This is a genomic window from Vibrio diazotrophicus (assembly GCF_038452265.1).
Taxonomy (GTDB): Bacteria; Pseudomonadota; Gammaproteobacteria; order Enterobacterales; family Vibrionaceae; genus Vibrio; species Vibrio diazotrophicus.
Genome location: NZ_CP151843.1, coordinates 687,441 through 706,724, shown reverse-complemented (window position 1 = coordinate 706,724; position 19,284 = coordinate 687,441). Strand labels below are relative to the sequence as shown.

Below are 19,284 nucleotides of genomic sequence, written 5' to 3'. Positions count from 1 at the left end.
TCAACTGTCGGTATTTTGCAGTCAAGTCATCAAGTTTGCCTTTAATAGAGTGAGCTAAACTCTTCAATTCTCGGCTTACCACGTAACAATAAGAAGTTAAGAAATCTCGATGTTGAGGTAGTAATTACCTTAGATTCATCAACGGAATACTTCTCAAGTAGTGCGGAGGCTAAATTCAAACGTGCTATTTCATGGCAAAAATGTGCGTCAGAGCCTGTTGTAAAATAAACACCAATTTCTGCACCTAATTTGACGATTTCACTACAACGCACATCACTTCCTTTACGGCTTTTTCCGGTTAAAGAAGTATTGTTTACTTCAATGGCTACGTTATGTTGTTTGGCGCATTCTAGTACAGGAACAAGTTCAAAAGGGTAGTTGGGGTTGCCAAGATGACCAAGGGCATCGACTTTACCACTCTTGATGACGTTGATCAGAGTTTGAGTATGTTGCTGAACTGAAGCGGGTTTATAGACAGGTTCGTGTAAGCTCGCGATAACCCAATCTAAATGTTGGTAAGAAGACGGTGGTAAATCGAGTTCACCATCGATATTCAGTGTATTAGCTTCAACACCACGTAAAATTCCGACTTGGTGAAGAAAGCGGGGTAAAATTCTTTGATTGTTAAAATGCCAGTAGTGGGGGGCTCCTGGCATTTCAGGAGCATGATCCGTGGTACAAAGAAGTTTTAACCCCTTGTTTTTTGACTCAAAGGCATTTTCGATAATCGTGCTGTAGGCATGGCCACTAGCGATAGTGTGTGTGTGGCTATCAACAACGATGTTCATAGAGCCTCCTCATGGAGTTATTTGATTTCAAACGAACCATCTTGGTTCATGTACAAAGTCAGGTCGGCAGGCACTGAACAAGAGAGCACTTTATTGACATTAATAGAGTCTGAGCTCTTATAGAAGGCTTGTGCGTCTGCTAATCGACTACCGCCACGAACTTTCCGGTCGACAAGTCTTTGCTGCAGAAATGCAGGATCGGTATCGACAAAAATTGTAAAATCGGCAAGCTCATGCAAACCGTTCCAAACAGGTTCATTTAGAAGCAGCCAGTTTCCTTCTACAATAACAACGTTGTTTTTGACGTGAATAGCTTCGTCAACGGGATCGTGTAGATTGCGGTCATAGTATGGCCAAAAAGGGTCCTTTATTTTGAGTTGCTTCAATTTGCCGATCAGTTCCGTTAAGTTGAAGGTTTCGTATGAGCCTTTGATTTCCCTTAGTGAGACTAACTCTCCGTTGCGTTCGATAGCGTTACTATCAAGAATATCATTTGGGTAGTGGAACCCATCAAATGGCAGGACTTGAATAGGTTCCAGTTGCGAGCTTTGATAAGATAGATACTCCCACAATGCAGCAAGTGTTGATTTACCACTACCGGGAGGAGCGCACAAGAACACTACGATACGTTCTTGTTTTTGTTGAAATAAGCGTGTGAATTTCTCTACTAATGGTCTGTGAACCAATGAGACATCACTGTCAGGAAATACAGCATGAGTGTCAAAACCACTCACATTCAATGTAACTTTCATGGCTAATGCCTTACTCTAAAATCTCTTTCTCAATTCGTTCAATCAGCATTTCACAAGACAATTTGAGTACGGTTTTAATCAAAGACTCATAGCGCATTTGTGAAAAAGACTCGAATGAAGAAAACTTAAGCTGATTGATAGAATCCAGATAGAAACTGTCTTCACCTTTCGATAAGGTCGACTGATTGGTAATAAAGTCGTATACCATATCGTCATCAAAACGCAGCTTGGTTGGTTGCTTGAGTACGTAGTCGAGCATCTGATCGTATAGATCAATGTCTGCATAAGTTTCGACAGAGAGCTTTCCCATCGCAAAAACGAGTTTAGACACAACATTGGTTGTTACCAGCGGACCATCCTTTTCGATGAGCGGTGCAACGGCATTTTGCATGACAAACTCGTCTTGAACGAAAACTTTAGGCAGTAACTCTTTCAGCTTTAAGTTGATAATTTCGTTTGATAGCCGAAGAAAGCAGGTGGCACTTTCACACTGCTCTATCGTATCAAGCAACTCTTCTTCTCGTGACAAATGTTGATTAACCTTTTTAGAATGTGGCAGCTCAAGGCTACCACACACTTGGTTGTGTCTAAACTGTAAGACTGACATCGTAATACTCAAGTAACTCTTTTTCCGCGTGTTCGTTCCAAACGTAGTTATTGGCAGCCAATATCGCGTCAAGATTAACGAAGAATGGGTCAACGTCAGAAAGTGAACAGAAGTCAGTAATCGCCGTTAGTGGCATATTAATGTGTGGATAAATCAACTTTTTGCCGCCCGGAATATCCAATTGGTTGAGAATGGTATGTGGTGCTGACTCCAACCCACCAACATGAGTAATCATGAATGAAGGGTTAATCTTATTCTGTTCAGAAAGCTCAATGGATTCGAGCATATCGCCTGTTGAACCACCTGAAGTTCCTACAATATGGGTTGACTCATAGTGGACGTTGTAAAAATTAAATGGCACTTTGAATTGTTTGTCTGTTGGACCAGCAAAAAAGTTTAAGCATCCGTCATTCCCAAGTAGTTCATCCGCTTGTTCTAGTACTTGTGGTACTGCAGCATAAACCATCACATCATCATAACCATTACCCTGATTAAGTTGTTTAAGGAACTCAACGGGTTTCTCTAGTTTGGCAGTGTTGATGTAATGAAGCTCTATCCCATTTTGTTTGGCCGCATCGATAGGAATCAGGCTTTTTGCTCTTGCTAATCGTTGTTCATCAATGTCTGTTACCACAATAAGACTAGGCTTTACTGGACCATTAATTGCGTAATCAATGGCTCCAATTCCCATTGGTCCCGCACAGGCAAGTAGCGCAAGCGAGCCACCGGGTTTGATACCCATCTGGTGCTTATAAACATAAGGTGTAGTGTGGTAGCTAGCGTGGAATGCACCAATGATACAGGACATCGGCTCTGCTAATGATGCATTCGCAAAGTAACTACCCTTATAGGGAAGCACACAGCCTAGGTCGATAGCAATCTTGGGGATGATAGAGTAGGTAGCATTACCCCCAAAGGTTTCGTAACTGTACCCAGCAGAGTAACCCGTTGGTAGCCCCATTGCTGGTTGCAATACGAATGGTTGTCCTGGTTGATACTTATCTCGTAGATTAGCGCCTACTCTGATAATCACTCCCGCATATTCATGGCCTGTCATAACAGGGGTTTCATTAATGTTCTCGGGAACTCGCTTGTGGTTGCTGCCAAGCAGTGCGGCTTTATATGTAGATAGACAGATGCTATTGGAAATATTTTTAACCAATAACTCATCGTCGGTTATTTCTGGAAGATCAAACGTTCTTAAGCGAACATTTTTCTCGCCACAAATAACAGCTGCAGTCGTTTGAACCATGATATTCTCCAGGATATAGGGGCCTTATCGGCCCCGATAATGATTTAAATTAAGCTTGCTGACTAATGGTGTCGATGAGTTCATCGAGTGCCGGGTCATGAAGGAAGTTTTTAATAGTGACAACAGGTAGTCCTGTGGCACTTACCGCTCTGTTTTCAAGGCTCTCATGCGTGACCACTACATCTGCGTGAGGTGGTACTTTCTCTATCGAGAAGTTTTTAACTTCCACGTTATATCCAGCATCACTGAGTTTCTTCCTAAAGGTCGAAGCACCCATCGCGCTAGATCCCATACCTGCATCACAGGCAAATGCGACGAACTTGATTTTTTTAGGTTCAGCAGTTGATTTGGTGATGACACCTTCTGCTTTCATTTCTTTCATATCAGTGACTGATTGCTCAAACTCTTTTTCGGATGCTTCCTTTTTACTCACTTTTAAGATGGCACTTGCGACAAAGAATGAGACGATTGTTGCTGTTGTAACCCCTGCAATCGTAGCGATAAAACTACCTTTCGGCGTTAAGGCTAAGTAAGAGAAGATAGAACCCGGACTCGGACCTGCGACTAAACCACCGCCTAAAAGGTTGAAGGTTGCTATACCTGTAGCCGCTCCTGCAATCATCGCCAAAATCATTATTGGTTTCATCAGTACGTACGGGAAGTACAGCTCGTGAATACCACCAAAGAAATGAATGATAATTGCACTAGGTGCCGAGCGCTTACTTAGACCTTGGCCGAATTTGGCATAAGCCAAAAGCATGCCTAAGCCTGGACCTGGGTTTGATGCAACCATAAAGAAGATTGACTTACCTGTTTCAGCCGCAGCTTGTAGACCTAGTGGGTAGTAAATACCTTGGTCAATAGCGTTGTTTAAAAACAGCACTTTCGCAGGTTCATTGATAATGGCTAAGAGAGGGAGAAAGCCTGTCGCGACAAGCGCTTCAATTCCAGACTTAACAAAAAGGTTTGCTGCCGTTACCGCTGGACCAACGATGGCGTAAGCGAACAAACACATGATCATGCCAAAGATACCAAGCGAGAAGTTATTGACCACCATCTCGAACCCTGAAGGGATCTTATGTTCAAGTTTTTTGTCGATTTGAACAATCACCCAGCCACTCAGAGGGCCCATGATCATCGCACCAACAAACATAGGTATTTCTGCACCTGCGATAACACCCATAGTACCAATCGCACCTGCTACAGCACCTCGTTTATCACCAACGATTTGGCCACCGGTGTAACCAATCAATAGTGGGAGTAGGTAGGTAATCATTGGGCCTACCAGTTCGCCAAAGTAGGCATTGGGTGTCCAGCCTGTTGGGATAAATAATGCAGTAATAAAGCCCCACGCAATAAAGGCGCCGATATTTGGCAAAACCATGGCGGTCAGATGCCCCCCGAAGGCTTGCACTTTAGCTCTCACATTTGTTGTCACGTTATGTTCCTTCTGTTTAATAAGTTTTTATAATATTTAGTACATCTTGTTTAGAAGATGCGGCTGAAAGTTTCACAATATTGGACTCGTCGACGAGCATTTCGCTAAGCGCTTGAATCACCGCAATATGTGTGTCTGAATCCTTGGCGGCGAGTGTTAATAGAACATTTGCCGGCCCCATTTCAGAGCCGAAATCAACGGGGTGAGTAAATACATGTATACCTAAACCAGTTTTCAGTACGCCGGCTTCTGGGCGAGCATGAGGCATCGCGATTCCTGGACAAAGCACATAATATGGACCATTATCCATAGTCGATTGAATGATCGCTTTTGAGTAATCAGCAGTTACATAACCTTTATTTTCAAGATATTGAGTGGTGACTTTTACGGCCTCCTCCCATTGACAATCTTGATGGTCGATAACGTCGATCAGGTCATGGTCAATTAGGTCATACAGCATGTTTGCTTCCCGTGTGATGCGTTGTTGATAGACTCATTATCAACAGGGAAGTACAGTTTGGAAATAGTAAGCGATTTGTGAACTATGTAGCATTAATATCAGTGTCAAATAGATTTTTACCACTTTCTGTCACAAGTATTTAACGAAATGTTTTTACAAAATTTGTTTTTATTACAAGTCAATAGCCTATTTGTGAGGTGTGTTTTGTTTTAATATTTTTAATTTATTTGCTTTGATGTGAAGTTTGGCCTGTTTTGGGTATTGACCGGCATGGAAGTGTGATTTTTGTTCGGTCTTATTTTTTTATTGTTAGGTGAACAGGTTAGGTTTAACTGTGATGTATATCATATTGTATCTTTGTTAAGATAAATTAGTAACTCAATTTCTTTGTGTATTACAGGCATAAAAAATCCCCGCATCGTAGCAGGGATTTTTACTATTTAGTGAACCTGATTAAGCCAATAATTCGTTAGCTTTCTCAAGTACGTTTTCAACCGTAAAGCCGAACATCTTAAATAGCTCACCCGCTGGTGCAGATTCACCGAATGTGGTCATACCGATGATTTTGCCGTTTAGGCCAACGTACTTGTACCAGTAATCCGCGATACCTGCTTCGATAGCGATACGTGCAGTTACGTCTGATGGAAGTACAGCTTCACGGTAAGCCGCGTCTTGCTTGTCGAATGCATCTGTTGATGGCATTGAAACTACGCGTACTTGTTTGCCTTCAGCGGTTAGTTGCTCAGCTGCTTTAACAGCCAATTCAACTTCAGAGCCTGTTGCAATCAGGATTAGCTCAGGTTTGCCTGCACAATCTTTCAGGATATAACCACCCTTAGCGATGTCAGCCACTTGCTCTGCTGAACGTGCTTGCTGTGCTAGGTTTTGACGAGAGAAGATAAGCGCAGTAGGCGCATCTTTACGCTCGATAGCCAGTTTCCAAGCGACTGCTGATTCGACTTGGTCACATGGACGCCATGTGCTCATGTTTGGCGTCAGACGCAGAGAAGCGGTTTGCTCAACAGGTTGGTGAGTTGGACCATCTTCGCCAAGACCGATAGAGTCGTGCGTGTACACTTGGATGTTTTGCACTTTCATCAGTGCCGCCATGCGCAGTGCGTTACGTGCGTATTCCATGAACATCAGGAAGGTTGCGCCGTAAGGAACGAAACCACCGTGTAGCGCGATACCGTTCATGATAGCCGTCATACCGAATTCACGAACACCGTAATGGATGTAGTTGCCTGAAGCATCTTCTGGTGTGATTGACTTAGAGCCAGACCACATGGTGAGGTTAGAAGGTGCAAGGTCAGCCGAGCCGCCCATGAATTCAGGTAGCATTTTACCAAACGCTTCTAGTGCGTTTTGCGATGCTTTACGTGATGCAATGTTGGCTGGGTTAGCTTGAAGCTCAGCAATCACAGCGTTTGCTTTCTCTTCCCACTCAGCTGGAAGTTCGCCGTTCACACGACGTTTGAATTCTGCTGCTAGCTCTGGGTACGCTGCTGCGTATGCTGAGAATTTTTGTTCCCATGCCGCTTCTTTTGCTGCGCCCGCTTCTTTTGCATCCCAGTTCGCGTAGATATCTGCTGGGATTTCAAATGGTGCGTATTCCCAACCTAGGAATTCACGTGCCGCTTGAATTTCATCAGCGCCTAGTGGAGCACCGTGACAGTCGTGAGAGCCGGCTTTGTTTGGCGAACCAAAACCGATGATGGTTTTAGTACAAATTAGAGTAGGACGACCTGTTTCTGCTTTCGCTGCTTCAATCGCGGCGTTGATTGCGTCAGCATCGTGACCATCAACCGCAGGGATAACGTGCCAGCCGTACGCTTCAAAACGTTTTGGCGTATCGTCAGCGAACCAACCTTCTACGTGGCCATCGATAGAAATACCGTTGTCATCCCAGAATGCAATCAGTTTGCCCAGACCTAAAGTACCTGCAAGAGAACATGCCTCGTGCGAGATACCTTCCATCATACAACCGTCGCCCATGAACGCGTACGTGTAGTGGTCAACAATCTCATGGCCTTCTTTGTTGAACTGAGCAGCAAGCGCTTTCTCAGCCAGCGCCATACCTACAGCGTTAGTGATACCTTGACCTAGAGGGCCTGTGGTCGTTTCAACACCTGGTGCATAGCCGTATTCAGGGTGACCCGGAGTTTTAGAGTGAAGCTGACGGAAGTTTTTAAGGTCGTCGATTGAAAGCTCGTAACCAGTCAGGTGAAGCAGTGAGTAAATCAGCATCGAGCCATGACCGTTAGAAAGGATGAAACGGTCGCGGTCAGCCCAGTTTGGGTTTTGTGGGTTGTGGTTTAGGTGCGAACGCCAAAGTACTTCAGCGATATCCGCCATACCCATTGGGGCACCTGGGTGGCCAGAGTTAGCTTTTTGAACACCGTCCATGCTTAGGGCACGGATTGCGTTAGCCAATTGTTTGCGATTCATAGTCGTCACTCAGTTAAGTTTGAATAATATTGAGAGCAGAATTTTAAACTCTGCTCAATTTGAAACAAGTATAAAAAGCGAAGCGAGTTTTCACTCGCTTCTTAAATTTGAATTAAAGCTTAGCTTCGATCATCGCTTCAAGTTTGCCTTGGTCGATAGCGAAGTTGCGGATACCTTCTGCAAGTTTCTCTACTGCCATTGGATCTTGGTTGTGGTCCCATAGGAATTCAGCGTGAGTCATCGCTGCTGGACGTGCTTTGTTGCCTTTAGAGTCAACAAGTTTCGCTACAACTTCACCTTCCGCTGCTTCTAGTTCAGCAAGAAGTGAAGGAGCAATTGTTAGACGGTCACAGCCAGCTAGCTCTAGGATCTCACCGATGTTACGGAAGCTTGCGCCCATAACAACAGTTTTGTAGCCGTGCTCTTTGTAGTAGTTGTAAATGGTAGAAACAGAAAGAACACCTGGATCTTCTTGAGCTGCGAAGTCGCGACCTTCTTTTGCTTTGTACCAGTCCATGATACGGCCAACGAATGGAGAAATTAGGTATACGCCAGCTTCCGCACACGCACGAGCTTGAGCAAATGAGAATAGAAGAGTCAGGTTACAGTTGATGCCTTCTTTCTCTAGAACTTCTGCAGCACGGATACCTTCCCAAGTAGAAGCCAGTTTAATAAGGATACGATCGTTAGAGATGCCAGCATCGTTGTACATTTTGATAAGTTGACGAGCTTTAGCAATGCTGCCTTCAGTGTCGTAAGAAAGACGAGCATCTACTTCTGTAGAGATACGACCTGGGATCGTTTTTAGGATTTCTTTACCGATGTTAACTGCAAGCATGTCACAAGTATCTTGAACTTGTTGAGCCTTGTCATTGCTTTGCGTTTTCGCGTATTCGATAGCTTGATCGATAAGTGGCGCGTACTCTGCAATTTGAGCAGCTTTAAGAATTAGAGAAGGGTTTGTTGTTGCGTCTTCTGGTTGGTATTTTTTGATTGCTTCAATTTCACCGGTGTCTGCTACAACGGTAGTCAGTTTACGAAGTTGCTCTAATTTATTGCTCATTTCGATCGTCCTATTTCTCGTTTCTCGTTGGGCTTTGCCTGCCGTTTAATATGCCAGTCACAGAGCAAGACAATGTCATGTAACAAGACAAAAGTGTCACTTAGTACGACAAAAATAGTGGCTTGGCATTGCAAACAGGTTAGAAAACATTGTAGCTACTTTAACGCTACATATAAGTTCAACAACACTGTTCAATTCACATAAACATAATGTTTTTCACAGCTCGAACATTTGCAATGAACATATGTTCAATCTGTGAGTAAATGATGTGTCCATATTTATCTGATCTGCGGTGAATGTCAATTGTGATTTCTCATTTCTAGTGACCTAAATCAACATTAATTTACTTGTGTTCAAAGGGTGAATAAGACGAAACGATTGCGTAGGCCTTGTTATACGTTCTTAGTATGCTCAATCTCTCAAAAAATGAGTGAGAATATGTAATCTTGCTGAGCAAATGTTGCACGCTTGCATGGGTGTAACATATGCTAGGTCAATGAGCGGATGCTCAGTTTTAAATATAATGAGCACAATTTCACAGATAAGAGTCGATGATGAACAATCCAACCCCAGAAATTTCTCTAGAAAATACAGACTTATTGACTGAAGTTTCAGTTGCTTACTACCAAGATGGAGCAACTCAGGAAGAGATTTCTAAGAAGTTCGCACTCTCTCGCGCCAAAGTCGGTCGTTTGCTCAAACAAGCACGAGATGAAGGTATTGTTGAAATCACGGTGAAATACCACCCAGTATTCAGTGCCAAGATAGAGCAACGTTTAATTGAACGCTTTGGCGTTAAGCGAGCGCTTATCGCCTTGGACCAACCTAACGAAGAACAGCAGCGTCAGCAGGTAGCTGGATTAGTCTCCCACTATCTAACCAATACGTTAAAAAACGGCATGGTGGTCAGTGTAGGGCAAGGTCGAAATGTTTCCGCGGTTGCTCATCATGTGGGCGTTATTACTCCTCGTGATTGTAAGTTTGTCTGTGGTATTGGCGGTATTCACCCTCGTGGCGGTATGTTTAATGCCGACCATATCTGTCGTCAGCTCGCAAAAAAATACGGTGGCTCATCGGAAACCTTGTACGCACCAGCATACGCAGAGAACCGAGATCAAAAACTAGCGTTTATGCAGAACGCGACCGTTAAGCAAACACTCGATTTGGCACGAAAAGCCGATATGGCTTTGATTGGTATTGGTGACATGAGTGAAAACAGTTACATGGTCGATCTTGGTTGGTTCACAGCAGAAGAAGTCGTTCAATCACGCCTGCAACAAGGCGTGGTAGGGGATTTTGCTGGTCACGACTTTTTCAATGTTCAGGGCGAAATTGCCAATACGGTAATGAATGACCGAGTGATTGGTTTGAGTATCGATGAATTCCGTTTGGTTTCAGAAGTCGTAGCCATTGCAGCGGAAAACAGTAAGCCACTTGCACTATTAGGGGCTTTGCGTACTGGCGCGATTGATGTAATAGCGACCAGTGTCAGTAATGCTCTGACCGTTTTGAACTTGGACGAGCAGATGAGCAGTATCTCTCGCTCACAGAGATAAAATGAGTTTTAGATCAGTTCGCAAGGAGGCTATGGCCTCCTTTTTTCATATCAGAACAAATCTTGTTGATTGAAATATAACCCTTCATCACTGCTTTTTGAGAGTGAGGTCAATATCACGACTGTTTTTTAAACAAGAGCATATTTGCATATCAAACTCTCATTTCGCCGTAAGCCGTATTGCTATTTCTCATTATCCATTTCATAACAATATGGAAACATTAAACATATACAACCCTAGAATCACATTTTGAAGGAGCATTTATGTATCAAAAACTAAGGACTGGTTTATTAGCTGTAGCAATGGCATTTTCTCTGCCTGCAATGGCAGAAAACTACACTATTGGTACGGGTAGTCAAAGTGGTACTTATTATCCATTGGGCGGTATGCTGGCTAAGATTTGGAGCGAAAACTTATCAGACTTTAATATGCGCGCAGAAGTAACCGCGGCATCGGTTGAAAACACCATTAAGGTATCGACAGACAAACAGTTAGTGGGTATTGCACAAGGTAACGTTGTACTTCAAGCCGCGAGCGGTGTTAAACCTTTCCCTAAAAAACTGGATGTATCTGTTCTCTTTGCTCTATATCCAAACGTGGTGCAGTTCATCGTTCCGGCTAAATCTGATATCAACTCGATTGCGGACTTAAAAGGCAAACGTATTTCACTGGGTGCGCCGGGTTCAGGTACTCGCGTGAGTGCGGTTAACATCTTAAATACTTTGGGTATCACTGAAGATGACATCAAAGCTCAATCACTGAACTACACCGCGACAACCAGTGCGCTGGCGAATAATCAAATTGATGCGGGTGTGGTTGTAGGCAGTGTGGGAGTGGGGGCGATTACCGAACTCGCTCTGACTCGTGATATCCGCATCTTAAGTTTTAGCGAAGAGGAACTGGCGAAAATCACTCAAGATTATCCTTCATACATTCAAATTGATGTCCCTGCGGATTCTTACAACAAAGTGCCTGCCTTTAAAGCGCCAGCGGTATGGAACGTATTGGTTGTTAACAAAAATATGAGTGAAGACATGGCGTACAACATGACAAAAGTGGCGTTTGAAAATATCAACAAAATTCGCCAAGTGATTGATGTAACTAAATTCACCACGATTGAGAATATGACTAAGCTGCAAGGTATCGCTCTTCACCCAGGTGCAGAGAAATATCGCAAAGAACAAATGAAATAAAACGTTGTAATGTTTGGTGGGAAGTCTTGACTGTGAACAGTTGGACTTCCTTCAAACCAAATGGACGATAAGTAATGTTACATGGAGTAAGTGATGAGTGAATTTCATCCTCGTAACCAAAAAATTACCAATGTCATTGTTACGATAGCCGCGATTGCGGCTATCGCTCTTTCTGTTTTTCAGATTTGGCAGGGCATTCTGGCCAATCTGTCAGCCCCTGTTTTTCGGCCGATACACGTCAGTTGGGTATTGGCACTTGTGTTCTTGGTTTACCCTCTGTTTAGTGACCGAAAGCCGTTTGCTATTTACTTGTTGGGACGAATTTTAGATTTATTGTGTGTGGCGCTCACGTGCTGGGCATCAACTCAGATTGCATTATTTGATTATGACGACATCAGCTTTTTGCTGGACGGTTTGCAGTCGCTTGATCAGGCTGCAGGAATTGTTCTCATTCTGCTGTTACTTGAAGCAACACGTAGAACAGTCGGTTTGGTGATGGTGTTCATCGCGGTGCTGTTTCTGGTGTATGCCATATTTGGTGATGTGCTTCCAGACAATATTGCGAGCAAAGGTTTTAGTGTTGAAGAGATCATCCGTTTCCACATTTATTCCACAAATGGTGTCTACGGTGCGCCGTTAGCGATTGCCGCTGGTGTGGTATTTATGTTTGTTCTGTTTGGGGCTTTTTTACAAGTAACGGGTGCGGGTCAGTTCTTTATCGATATGGCGTTTTCTGTTGCAGGTAAATATCGTGGTGGCCCGGCGAAGGCAAGTGTTATCGCATCAGCTGCCCTTGGCTCAATATCTGGGTCAGCGATTGCCAACACAGTAACAACGGGCGCTTTGACTATCCCTATGATGAAAAAACTGGGTTATAAGTCTGAACAAGCAGCGGGGATTGAAGCCGCCGCATCAACAGGCGGGCAGATTATGCCTCCAGTAATGGGTGCTGGTGCGTTCGTTATGGCGCAGTTTACTGGTATTCCTTACAGCGAGATCTTAATTGTTTCGATTGCCCCAGCCATTTTGTATTTCGCTTGTACGTTGCTTTATGTGCATCTGATGGCGTGTAAGTTAGATCTTCAGGGAATGACTCAAACCGAAAAAATTGCGACAGTGTTGCGCAGTGGTTGGCATTATCTGGTACCACTTATTCTTATCACCGTACTATTGATGATGAGCTATTCGCCAGTATTGGTGGGTGTGATTGGTTGTGCCTCAATTCTTTTAGCTGCGATGACGCGCAAACACAGTCGTATTACTGTGAAGCTTTTCTTGGAAGGATTAAAAGAAGGTGCGCTTCTGGCTCTGCCTATTTCGGTTGCATGTGCTACGGCTGGTATTGTAGTCGGTGTGGTTGGTCAAACGGGGATTGGTTTGCAATTTACCCAATTTCTGATCGCGATGTCTGGCGGCTATTTATGGTCTGCGTTAGCTCTTATCGCGCTTGCTGCCGTCATTTTGGGTATGGGGCTTCCAGTTACCGCCGCTTATATCGTGTTGTCGATCATGGCGGTTCCGGCATTAATGGACTTCGGTGTGACCCTTCTGGCTGCGCACATGATAGTGTTCTGGTTATCACAAACCTCTAACGTAACACCACCAATTGCACTTGCAGCATTTGCAGGCGCAGGGATAGCCAATGCATCACCGATGCGCTCAGCCGTTCAGGCATTTAAACTGGCACAGGGTTTCTTCCTAATTCCGGCAATGATGGCATTTTCAGGATTGATTTGGGTGGAAGGAGAGCATCTGCACTTCGCGATAGCTATCATCGCTACCATCAGTCTGTTTATCGCCTTCGCTGGCGGTATAGAAGGGCGTTTGTTTGTTCCTTTGCTGATGTGGCAACGTGCGGTCCTATTATGTATGGCGCTCGGAGTTTTGTTCTTATCTGATCTCAATCGTTTAATAGCTCTTGCCGTTATTGTCGTGATTTGTCTGATGAACTATCGACAACAGAGCAGAGCGCTTTCGCAAGCTTAGAGCACTTCTTTGTCAAATAATAAGGCCGTCAAATTGGCGGCCTTATATTCAGTTAATCGTACTTTTTGTTTCTGGCACTTTTCAAACCAAGCTTATTGTTGCAGCTTCGCTTTTGCTTCTTCTACTTTAGAAAAATCCAAACCTAGTTCTTCAACGGCTTCTTTGATTAGAGCTGGGTTTTGCATTACCTGACCCATCAGCAGTTGTAATTGCTCCTGAGGTAAACCGAGTTGGCCGACAATCGCCATTGCAGCAAGTGGATTCTGCGTTAACGCTTGGAATAGTTCTTGGATTTTGTCGTTGCTTACATTGTTCTCTTTCAACAGTGCAATAATTGGGTTCATTTTTTTACCTTTTAAAACTAACCTGAACAGGTTTCTAAAATTAAAATCGGGCGCAGTCTATAACAATTTCTGCGAATGTTTAATCTTTGCTTTAAACGTTATCAGTGTCGTTTGCTGTTTCTATTGGCAGGTCCGGAGAAGATCCCCATTCGGTCCACGAGCCATCATAAACAGAAAGGTTTTCGTAACCACACACCAGCGCGGCTAACAGAACGATACAAGCGGTAACGCCTGAACCACAACTGAACACGTATTCATCAGCATCTTTGGTGAGGGTTGATTTCAAAATCGCAGACAAATCGTTGGCTGTCTTGAGTTTATGCCCATCCATTAGTTCAGCAAAAGGTAGATTGCAGGAGTTGGGAATATGTCCACTGCGTAGACCAACTCTTGGTTCGGCTACTTGGGAAAGAAAGCGAGCACGAGAGCGAGCATCGACAGTTAAGCTTGCTTCGTCGTCAATTTTTGCTTTTACGTATTCAGCATCAACGAAATAATTTGATTGCAACGTGCCGTTAAAATCGCCTTTCGGAGTGTCCGTGAGATACTCCTGAGTGACATTGTAACCTTGTGCTTTCCATTCGGTTAAGCCGCCATTAAGGATGTAAACCTGCGAATGACCGAAGGCTTTGAACATCCACCACGCTCTAGGGGAGGCAAAAGTGCCACTGTTGTCATAAACAACGATGATGGAATCATTATTGATTCCTAGCTCTTGAGCAAGATGGTTGAAACGTTCTTCACTTGGCATCATATGCGGAAGTGATGATTCAATGTCGCAAAACTCTTTGTCGTAATCGAATCGACGGGCATTAGGGATTTTATTTACCCAGTCTTTCTCTGATTCAGAGGGGATCTGAAACTCTAGGCTACTGTCTAGGATAACTAGGCGAGGATCTTCCAAACGCTCGACAAGCCATTCGGGTGAAACAAGTGGTGACATTCAACAAATCCTTAGTTGGGTTCACGTAAAACTTAGTCCATTAAGGTACTCAATTAAGGGCAAGAAATAAAACGGTAATAGATATCTTGCTGCTCGGTTAATACTTTCCGCACAGTGATCACTTCACCAACTTGACAGTTCGTGGTGGGTGGCACGTTGATGAGCTGCTTTCCGGTATCTTTTGACTCAACGAGGAAATAGCGTCTCTGACCGTCCAGTGACTGTGTAAGTGTATTATCGATAAGATGAACTTGGAGTTCGATTTGAGTACGCTCTGGCCGCAATGCAAGCATGGCGACCAGTAATAAGGTGAGCAGCAACAGCAGCATGGTCAGTTTTTTAGCTGAAGACATACACAGTCGCTTTTAACTGCTACAAGTAGGGCAGTGAGGTTGCTTCATCAGTTTCATTTCGCGCCAAGACATGGTCATAGCATCAAGCATCAGAATTTTGCCTTGGATTGGCTTACCCAAACCTGCAATGACCTTAATCGCTTCCATTGCCTGAACCGCGCCGATAATGCCAACCACAGGCGCCATGACACCCGCTTCAACACAAGAAAGCGCATTACTTCCAAACAGAGCACTTAAGCATTGATAGCAAGGCTCTTGCTGATCTTGATAAGTAAACACGCTCACTTGGCCTTCCATGCGAATGGCAGCGCCGGAAACTAACGGTGTTTTGGTCTGGTAACAAAGGCGATTAAGCTGGTTACGCGTATCTACGTTGTCGCTGGCATCCAACACCAAATCATGGTCCTGAACTAGACTTAACAGGGCTTCATCAGTAAGTCTTTTCGCTACGGTAACAATTTCAAGCTCTGGGTTAAGTTCTTTTAACGCTTGCGCTGCGGATTCCACTTTGAGCTTTCCGATATCCGCATCATGGTGAAGAACCTGACGCTGCAAGTTCGACAACTCCACTTTATCGTCATCAATCAGCGTCAGTTTGCCTATACCAGCAGTTGCAAGATATTGGCTAGAGGCACATCCCAAGCCACCAGCACCGAGGATCAGAATCGAAGACTGCTTCAGCGCTTCCTGTCCTTCAAAATCAAATGCTTTAAGGATGATCTGGCGGTTGTAACGCAGCATTTCTGCGTCGCTTAGGATTTCCATACTCGAGCCTAATATAACGTTGAGTTAAACAGTTGAATGTTGACGGTTTCACCCACTTCAACGCTGCCACGTTCACGCTCAAGTACCACAAAACAGTTGGCTAAGCTCATAGAGCGGAAGGCACCTGAACTCTGATTCCCCGTCGTTTCTACAACAAACTGACCATTTTCGATGGTGTAAATGCCGCGTTGGAAATCCGTTCTGCCCGGTCCTTTTTTGAATGCAGTACGAGTAATCGCCGGAATCGATTCGGGTGCTTTCCATTGCGAATGACCACCTAGCTTAGCCAGCATAGGTTGAACTAGCACATACATCGTTAATACTGCAGAAACAGGGTTGCCTGGCAGACCACAGAACCAAGCATCACCTAGAGCGCCAAAAGCAAAGGGTTTACCTGGTTTGATCGCCAGTTTCCAAAAACCGATTTGCCCCACTTCATCAAGAATGTCTTTAGTGAAATCTGCTTCACCAACGCTGACGCCACCTGAAGTTACCACCACATCGGCAAGGCTTTGTGCTTTTTCAAATGTCTCTTTAAGCGTTTTAGGGCAGTCAGGAATAATGCCTAAATCAATGGCTTCACAACCGAAGTTAATGATCAGCGGTTTGATACCATAACGGTTGCTGTCATAGATTTCGCCAGCTTTAAGCTCAGTGCCTAATGGTTTTAGCTCGTCACCAGTAGAGAAAAAGGCGACTTTTGGTTTTCTGAAGACAGTGACGTGGCTAACACCTAAGGTCGCGATCATCGGAATATCGCGAGCGGTCAGACGAGCACCTTTGTTGAGAACGATGTCGCCTTGGCGAATGTCGTCGCCAACAGGGCGGATATTGTTGTTTGGTTTAACCTGAGTTTGGCAAAAAGTAACACCGTCTTCGGTGACCGTCGCTTGTTCTTGCATGATCACCGCATCACAACCTTGAGGAATTTGCGCGCCGGTCATGATACGTACACAGGTCATTGGCGGCCATTCGCTTTCAAAAGGCTGCCCAGCAAACGATTTACCCGCTACAGGCAGAGGTTGGTTGTGCGCTAATTCGCTGATTCTAACCGCGTACCCATCCATCGCAGAGTTATCGAATGGTGGTACGTTGATAGGTGAAAGAATGTCTTCTGCAAGTACATAGCCGATGGCGTCTGCGAGTGGAAGTTGAAGTGTCGATTGAATTGGTTTAATGCCAGCCAGCATTTTTTCTAAAGCTTCTTCAAGAGGCATTAAGCCCGGAGCGTCACAACAGCCCATTCGTTATTCCTGTAGTCTTTTTTGTTGGGAGATACTCTAACATAGTAGAGCTATTTGCATATGCCCTTTTTACTGACAGGGACATACCTTGCTTTCGCAGATAGGAGCAGTATTTCCACCTATAAAATAGGGGTGTAATTATGTAAGAATCCGAGTATCCTTGTCAGCCATCCGAAAGGGGTAAAGTAAGAGGAATGTGAATGTCATCAGGTCTTAGCGAATCAGCAAAGTTAGTAAAAGATGCGCTAGAGCGCCGTGGTTTGGAAACGCCAATGCAGCCAAATACGGTGAGTCGTGAAGAGAAGAAAGAAAAGATTGAGAGTCACATGCGTGAAATCCTCAATTTACTTGGTCTTGATCTGACCGATGATAGCCTAGAAGAAACGCCGCATCGTATTGCAAAAATGTATGTGGATGAGATTTTTTCAGGGCTTGACTATAGCAACTTCCCTAAAATCACTGTGATTGAAAACAAGATGAATGTGAGTGAAATGGTGAAGGTGAAAGACATCACAGTAACCAGCACTTGTGAACATCACTTAGTGACGATTGATGGTAAAGCGGCTGTCGCTTATATTCCTCGTGGCAAAATTATTGGTCTGTCTAAGATCAACCGCATTGTCCGCTTTTTTGCTCAGCGTCCTCAGGTTCAAGAGCGTATGACACAGCAAATTCTGGTTGCTCTGCAAGCTCTACTAGAGTCAGAGGATGTGGCAGTTACTATCGATGCTACGCATTACTGCGTGAAATCTCGTGGTGTGATGGACGCAACCAGCGTAACCACAACCACAGCGCTCGGCGGTATCTTCAAATCCAACCCTGCAACTCGCGCTGAATTTCTTCACGGTTTACGTTAACGCGAACAATAAAAAGCCCAGTCAGAGCTAGACTGGGCAAATTATATAGCCGGATGCTATCTAGTCAGACAAACTATTTCTCAAACAGAGAAAGCCATTCCGCATAACCTTCTTGTTGCATCTTTTCGACTGGTACAAAACGCATCGCGGCTGAGTTCATACAGTATCTTAAACCCGTCGGCGCTGGGCCATCATCAAACACATGGCCTAGATGAGAGTCTGCAAAGCGGCTGCGAACCTCGGTTCTGGTATAAAACAGTTTGTTGTCATCGTGAGTCACAATGTATGCCGAACTGATTGGCTTGGTGAAACTTGGCCAGCCTGTCCCTGATTTGTATTTATCGGTGGAAGAAAACAGAGGTTCTCCAGAAACGATATCCACATAGATACCTGCTTGCTTGTTATCCCAGTATTCATTTTGGAAAGCACGTTCGGTGCCTTCCTCTTGAGTAACGTAATACTGTAGATCGGTCAGTTTTGATTTGATCTCTTCATTAGACGGGCGAGTGTATGCTTTGACACTGTTGAGAGCTTTTGTTTTGTCGATAATTTCTCGTAACGTTACCGGCTTTTCTACTCTGTCCTTACCGAAAATCTCGTCTAGGTACTGGTCACGTCCCGAAGCGTAACGATAGTACTTATAACGTAGCGAGTTATTTTTGTAATAGTCTTGATGGTATTCTTCCGCACGCCAAAACTTGGTGTATTTAATCAGCTCAGTTTTTAATGGTTTTTTGAAAATGCCTGTTTGTTCGATTTCTTTCATGAAGTTCGCAGCAATCTGCTTTTGCTCATCATTGTGATAGAAAATCGCAGGGCGGTATTGGTTCCCTCGGTCGACAAAAGATCCTTGGTCATCGGTTGGATCGATATGTCGAAAAAACTGGTCCAGTACCTGTTCGTAAGTCACTTTTTTGGGATCGTAAGTCACCTTAACCACTTCAATGTGTCCGGTTTTACCTGAGGAAACTTGTTTGTAATTTGGGTTGTCAACATTTCCGCCAGCGTAACCAGAGACCACGTCAACGACTCCCGGAAGTTTTTCCAAATCCGATTCTGTACACCAGAAGCAACCACCCGCCAAGGTAGCAACTTCCGTTTGACCAGATTTCATTGGATCTGCGTGAGTCGATGTCATTTCGCTGGTGGCATGACTGAACGAAAAAATTGATAAAGGTATTGCTGCGAAGAGTAGTAATAGTGCTGTTGAGCGTTTCATGACTTTTCTTACCCAT

Annotated in this window: 18 protein-coding genes; 4 read left to right on the top strand and 14 right to left on the bottom strand. The window is 44.3% G+C overall.

Going from position 1 to position 19,284, the window contains the following annotated elements; translation table 11 throughout:
- Positions 1 to 41: 41 nt before the first annotated feature.
- The 8 genes from AAGA51_RS18575 to tal all read right to left on the bottom strand — a co-directional run bounded on the left by AAGA51_RS18575 (position 42) and on the right by tal (position 8,808).
- Positions 42 to 788, bottom strand: a complete 747-nt coding sequence (locus AAGA51_RS18575) for a phosphatase (RefSeq protein WP_042483116.1) — start codon at positions 786 to 788, stop codon at positions 42 to 44.
- A gap of 17 nt (positions 789 to 805) precedes the next feature.
- The gene (locus AAGA51_RS18570) at positions 806 to 1,540 is read right to left on the bottom strand and encodes a nucleoside/nucleotide kinase family protein (RefSeq protein WP_042483117.1); all 735 of its coding nucleotides are present in this window, start codon (positions 1,538 to 1,540) and stop codon (positions 806 to 808) included.
- A 10-nt stretch (positions 1,541 to 1,550) separates the two neighbouring features.
- Positions 1,551 to 2,069: an MltR family transcriptional regulator gene (locus AAGA51_RS18565; protein ID WP_042483442.1), complete on the bottom strand. Its 519-nt coding sequence runs from the start codon at positions 2,067 to 2,069 to the stop codon at positions 1,551 to 1,553.
- 58 nt (positions 2,070 to 2,127) lie between these two features.
- Positions 2,128 to 3,399, bottom strand: coding sequence for a zinc-binding dehydrogenase (locus tag AAGA51_RS18560; protein WP_042483120.1), 1,272 nt, complete (start codon positions 3,397 to 3,399; stop codon positions 2,128 to 2,130).
- 49 nt (positions 3,400 to 3,448) lie between these two features.
- On the bottom strand, positions 3,449 to 4,837 hold the full coding sequence (locus AAGA51_RS18555; RefSeq protein ID WP_042483122.1) for a PTS mannitol transporter subunit IICB: 1,389 nt from the start codon (positions 4,835 to 4,837) through the stop codon (positions 3,449 to 3,451).
- A 16-nt stretch (positions 4,838 to 4,853) separates the two neighbouring features.
- A complete protein-coding gene (locus tag AAGA51_RS18550; RefSeq protein WP_042483125.1) occupies positions 4,854 to 5,297 on the bottom strand; it encodes a PTS sugar transporter subunit IIA in 444 nt (147 codons plus the stop codon).
- 453 nt (positions 5,298 to 5,750) lie between these two features.
- Positions 5,751 to 7,745, bottom strand: coding sequence for a transketolase (gene tkt / locus AAGA51_RS18545; protein ID WP_042483128.1), 1,995 nt, complete (start codon positions 7,743 to 7,745; stop codon positions 5,751 to 5,753).
- Positions 7,746 to 7,857: 112 nt separating this feature from the next.
- Positions 7,858 to 8,808: a transaldolase gene (gene tal, locus AAGA51_RS18540; protein ID WP_042483130.1), complete on the bottom strand. Its 951-nt coding sequence runs from the start codon at positions 8,806 to 8,808 to the stop codon at positions 7,858 to 7,860.
- Positions 8,809 to 9,362: 554 nt separating this feature from the next.
- On the opposite strand from tal, the gene AAGA51_RS18535 reads away from it, so the two are divergent.
- The 3 genes from AAGA51_RS18535 to AAGA51_RS18525 all read left to right on the top strand — a co-directional run bounded on the left by AAGA51_RS18535 (position 9,363) and on the right by AAGA51_RS18525 (position 13,543).
- On the top strand, positions 9,363 to 10,364 hold the full coding sequence (locus tag AAGA51_RS18535) for a sugar-binding transcriptional regulator (protein ID WP_042483134.1): 1,002 nt from the start codon (positions 9,363 to 9,365) through the stop codon (positions 10,362 to 10,364).
- 263 nt (positions 10,365 to 10,627) lie between these two features.
- Positions 10,628 to 11,557: a TAXI family TRAP transporter solute-binding subunit gene (locus tag AAGA51_RS18530; protein WP_042483137.1), complete on the top strand. Its 930-nt coding sequence runs from the start codon at positions 10,628 to 10,630 to the stop codon at positions 11,555 to 11,557.
- A 93-nt stretch (positions 11,558 to 11,650) separates the two neighbouring features.
- Positions 11,651 to 13,543 (top strand): TRAP transporter permease, encoded by a 1,893-nt coding sequence (locus AAGA51_RS18525; protein ID WP_042483140.1) that lies wholly within the window; start codon positions 11,651 to 11,653, stop codon positions 13,541 to 13,543.
- A gap of 92 nt (positions 13,544 to 13,635) precedes the next feature.
- Here AAGA51_RS18525 and AAGA51_RS18520 read toward each other — a convergent pair whose 3' ends face one another.
- The 5 genes from AAGA51_RS18520 to moeA form a co-directional block, all read right to left on the bottom strand.
- Complete coding sequence (locus tag AAGA51_RS18520) at positions 13,636 to 13,887, bottom strand: DUF2999 family protein (protein WP_042483144.1); 252 nt, start codon at positions 13,885 to 13,887, stop codon at positions 13,636 to 13,638.
- A 91-nt stretch (positions 13,888 to 13,978) separates the two neighbouring features.
- Positions 13,979 to 14,830 carry a sulfurtransferase gene (locus AAGA51_RS18515; RefSeq protein ID WP_042483148.1) on the bottom strand — a complete coding sequence of 284 codons (852 nt, stop codon included), beginning with the start codon at positions 14,828 to 14,830 and terminating at the stop codon, positions 13,979 to 13,981.
- Positions 14,831 to 14,883: 53 nt separating this feature from the next.
- Positions 14,884 to 15,183 (bottom strand): hypothetical protein, encoded by a 300-nt coding sequence (locus tag AAGA51_RS18510; RefSeq protein WP_052404576.1) that lies wholly within the window; start codon positions 15,181 to 15,183, stop codon positions 14,884 to 14,886.
- A 12-nt stretch (positions 15,184 to 15,195) separates the two neighbouring features.
- Positions 15,196 to 15,948 carry a molybdopterin-synthase adenylyltransferase MoeB gene (moeB, locus tag AAGA51_RS18505; RefSeq protein WP_042483153.1) on the bottom strand — a complete coding sequence of 251 codons (753 nt, stop codon included), beginning with the start codon at positions 15,946 to 15,948 and terminating at the stop codon, positions 15,196 to 15,198.
- A gap of 8 nt (positions 15,949 to 15,956) precedes the next feature.
- A complete protein-coding gene (gene moeA / locus AAGA51_RS18500) occupies positions 15,957 to 17,192 on the bottom strand; it encodes a molybdopterin molybdotransferase MoeA (RefSeq protein ID WP_042483155.1) in 1,236 nt (411 codons plus the stop codon).
- A gap of 200 nt (positions 17,193 to 17,392) precedes the next feature.
- On the opposite strand from moeA, the gene folE reads away from it, so the two are divergent.
- Positions 17,393 to 18,049 carry a GTP cyclohydrolase I FolE gene (gene folE, locus AAGA51_RS18495; protein WP_042483158.1) on the top strand — a complete coding sequence of 219 codons (657 nt, stop codon included), beginning with the start codon at positions 17,393 to 17,395 and terminating at the stop codon, positions 18,047 to 18,049.
- A 73-nt stretch (positions 18,050 to 18,122) separates the two neighbouring features.
- Here folE and msrB read toward each other — a convergent pair whose 3' ends face one another.
- Positions 18,123 to 19,268 carry a peptide-methionine (R)-S-oxide reductase MsrB gene (msrB, locus tag AAGA51_RS18490; RefSeq protein WP_042483161.1) on the bottom strand — a complete coding sequence of 382 codons (1,146 nt, stop codon included), beginning with the start codon at positions 19,266 to 19,268 and terminating at the stop codon, positions 18,123 to 18,125.
- Positions 19,269 to 19,284 lie beyond the last annotated feature (16 nt).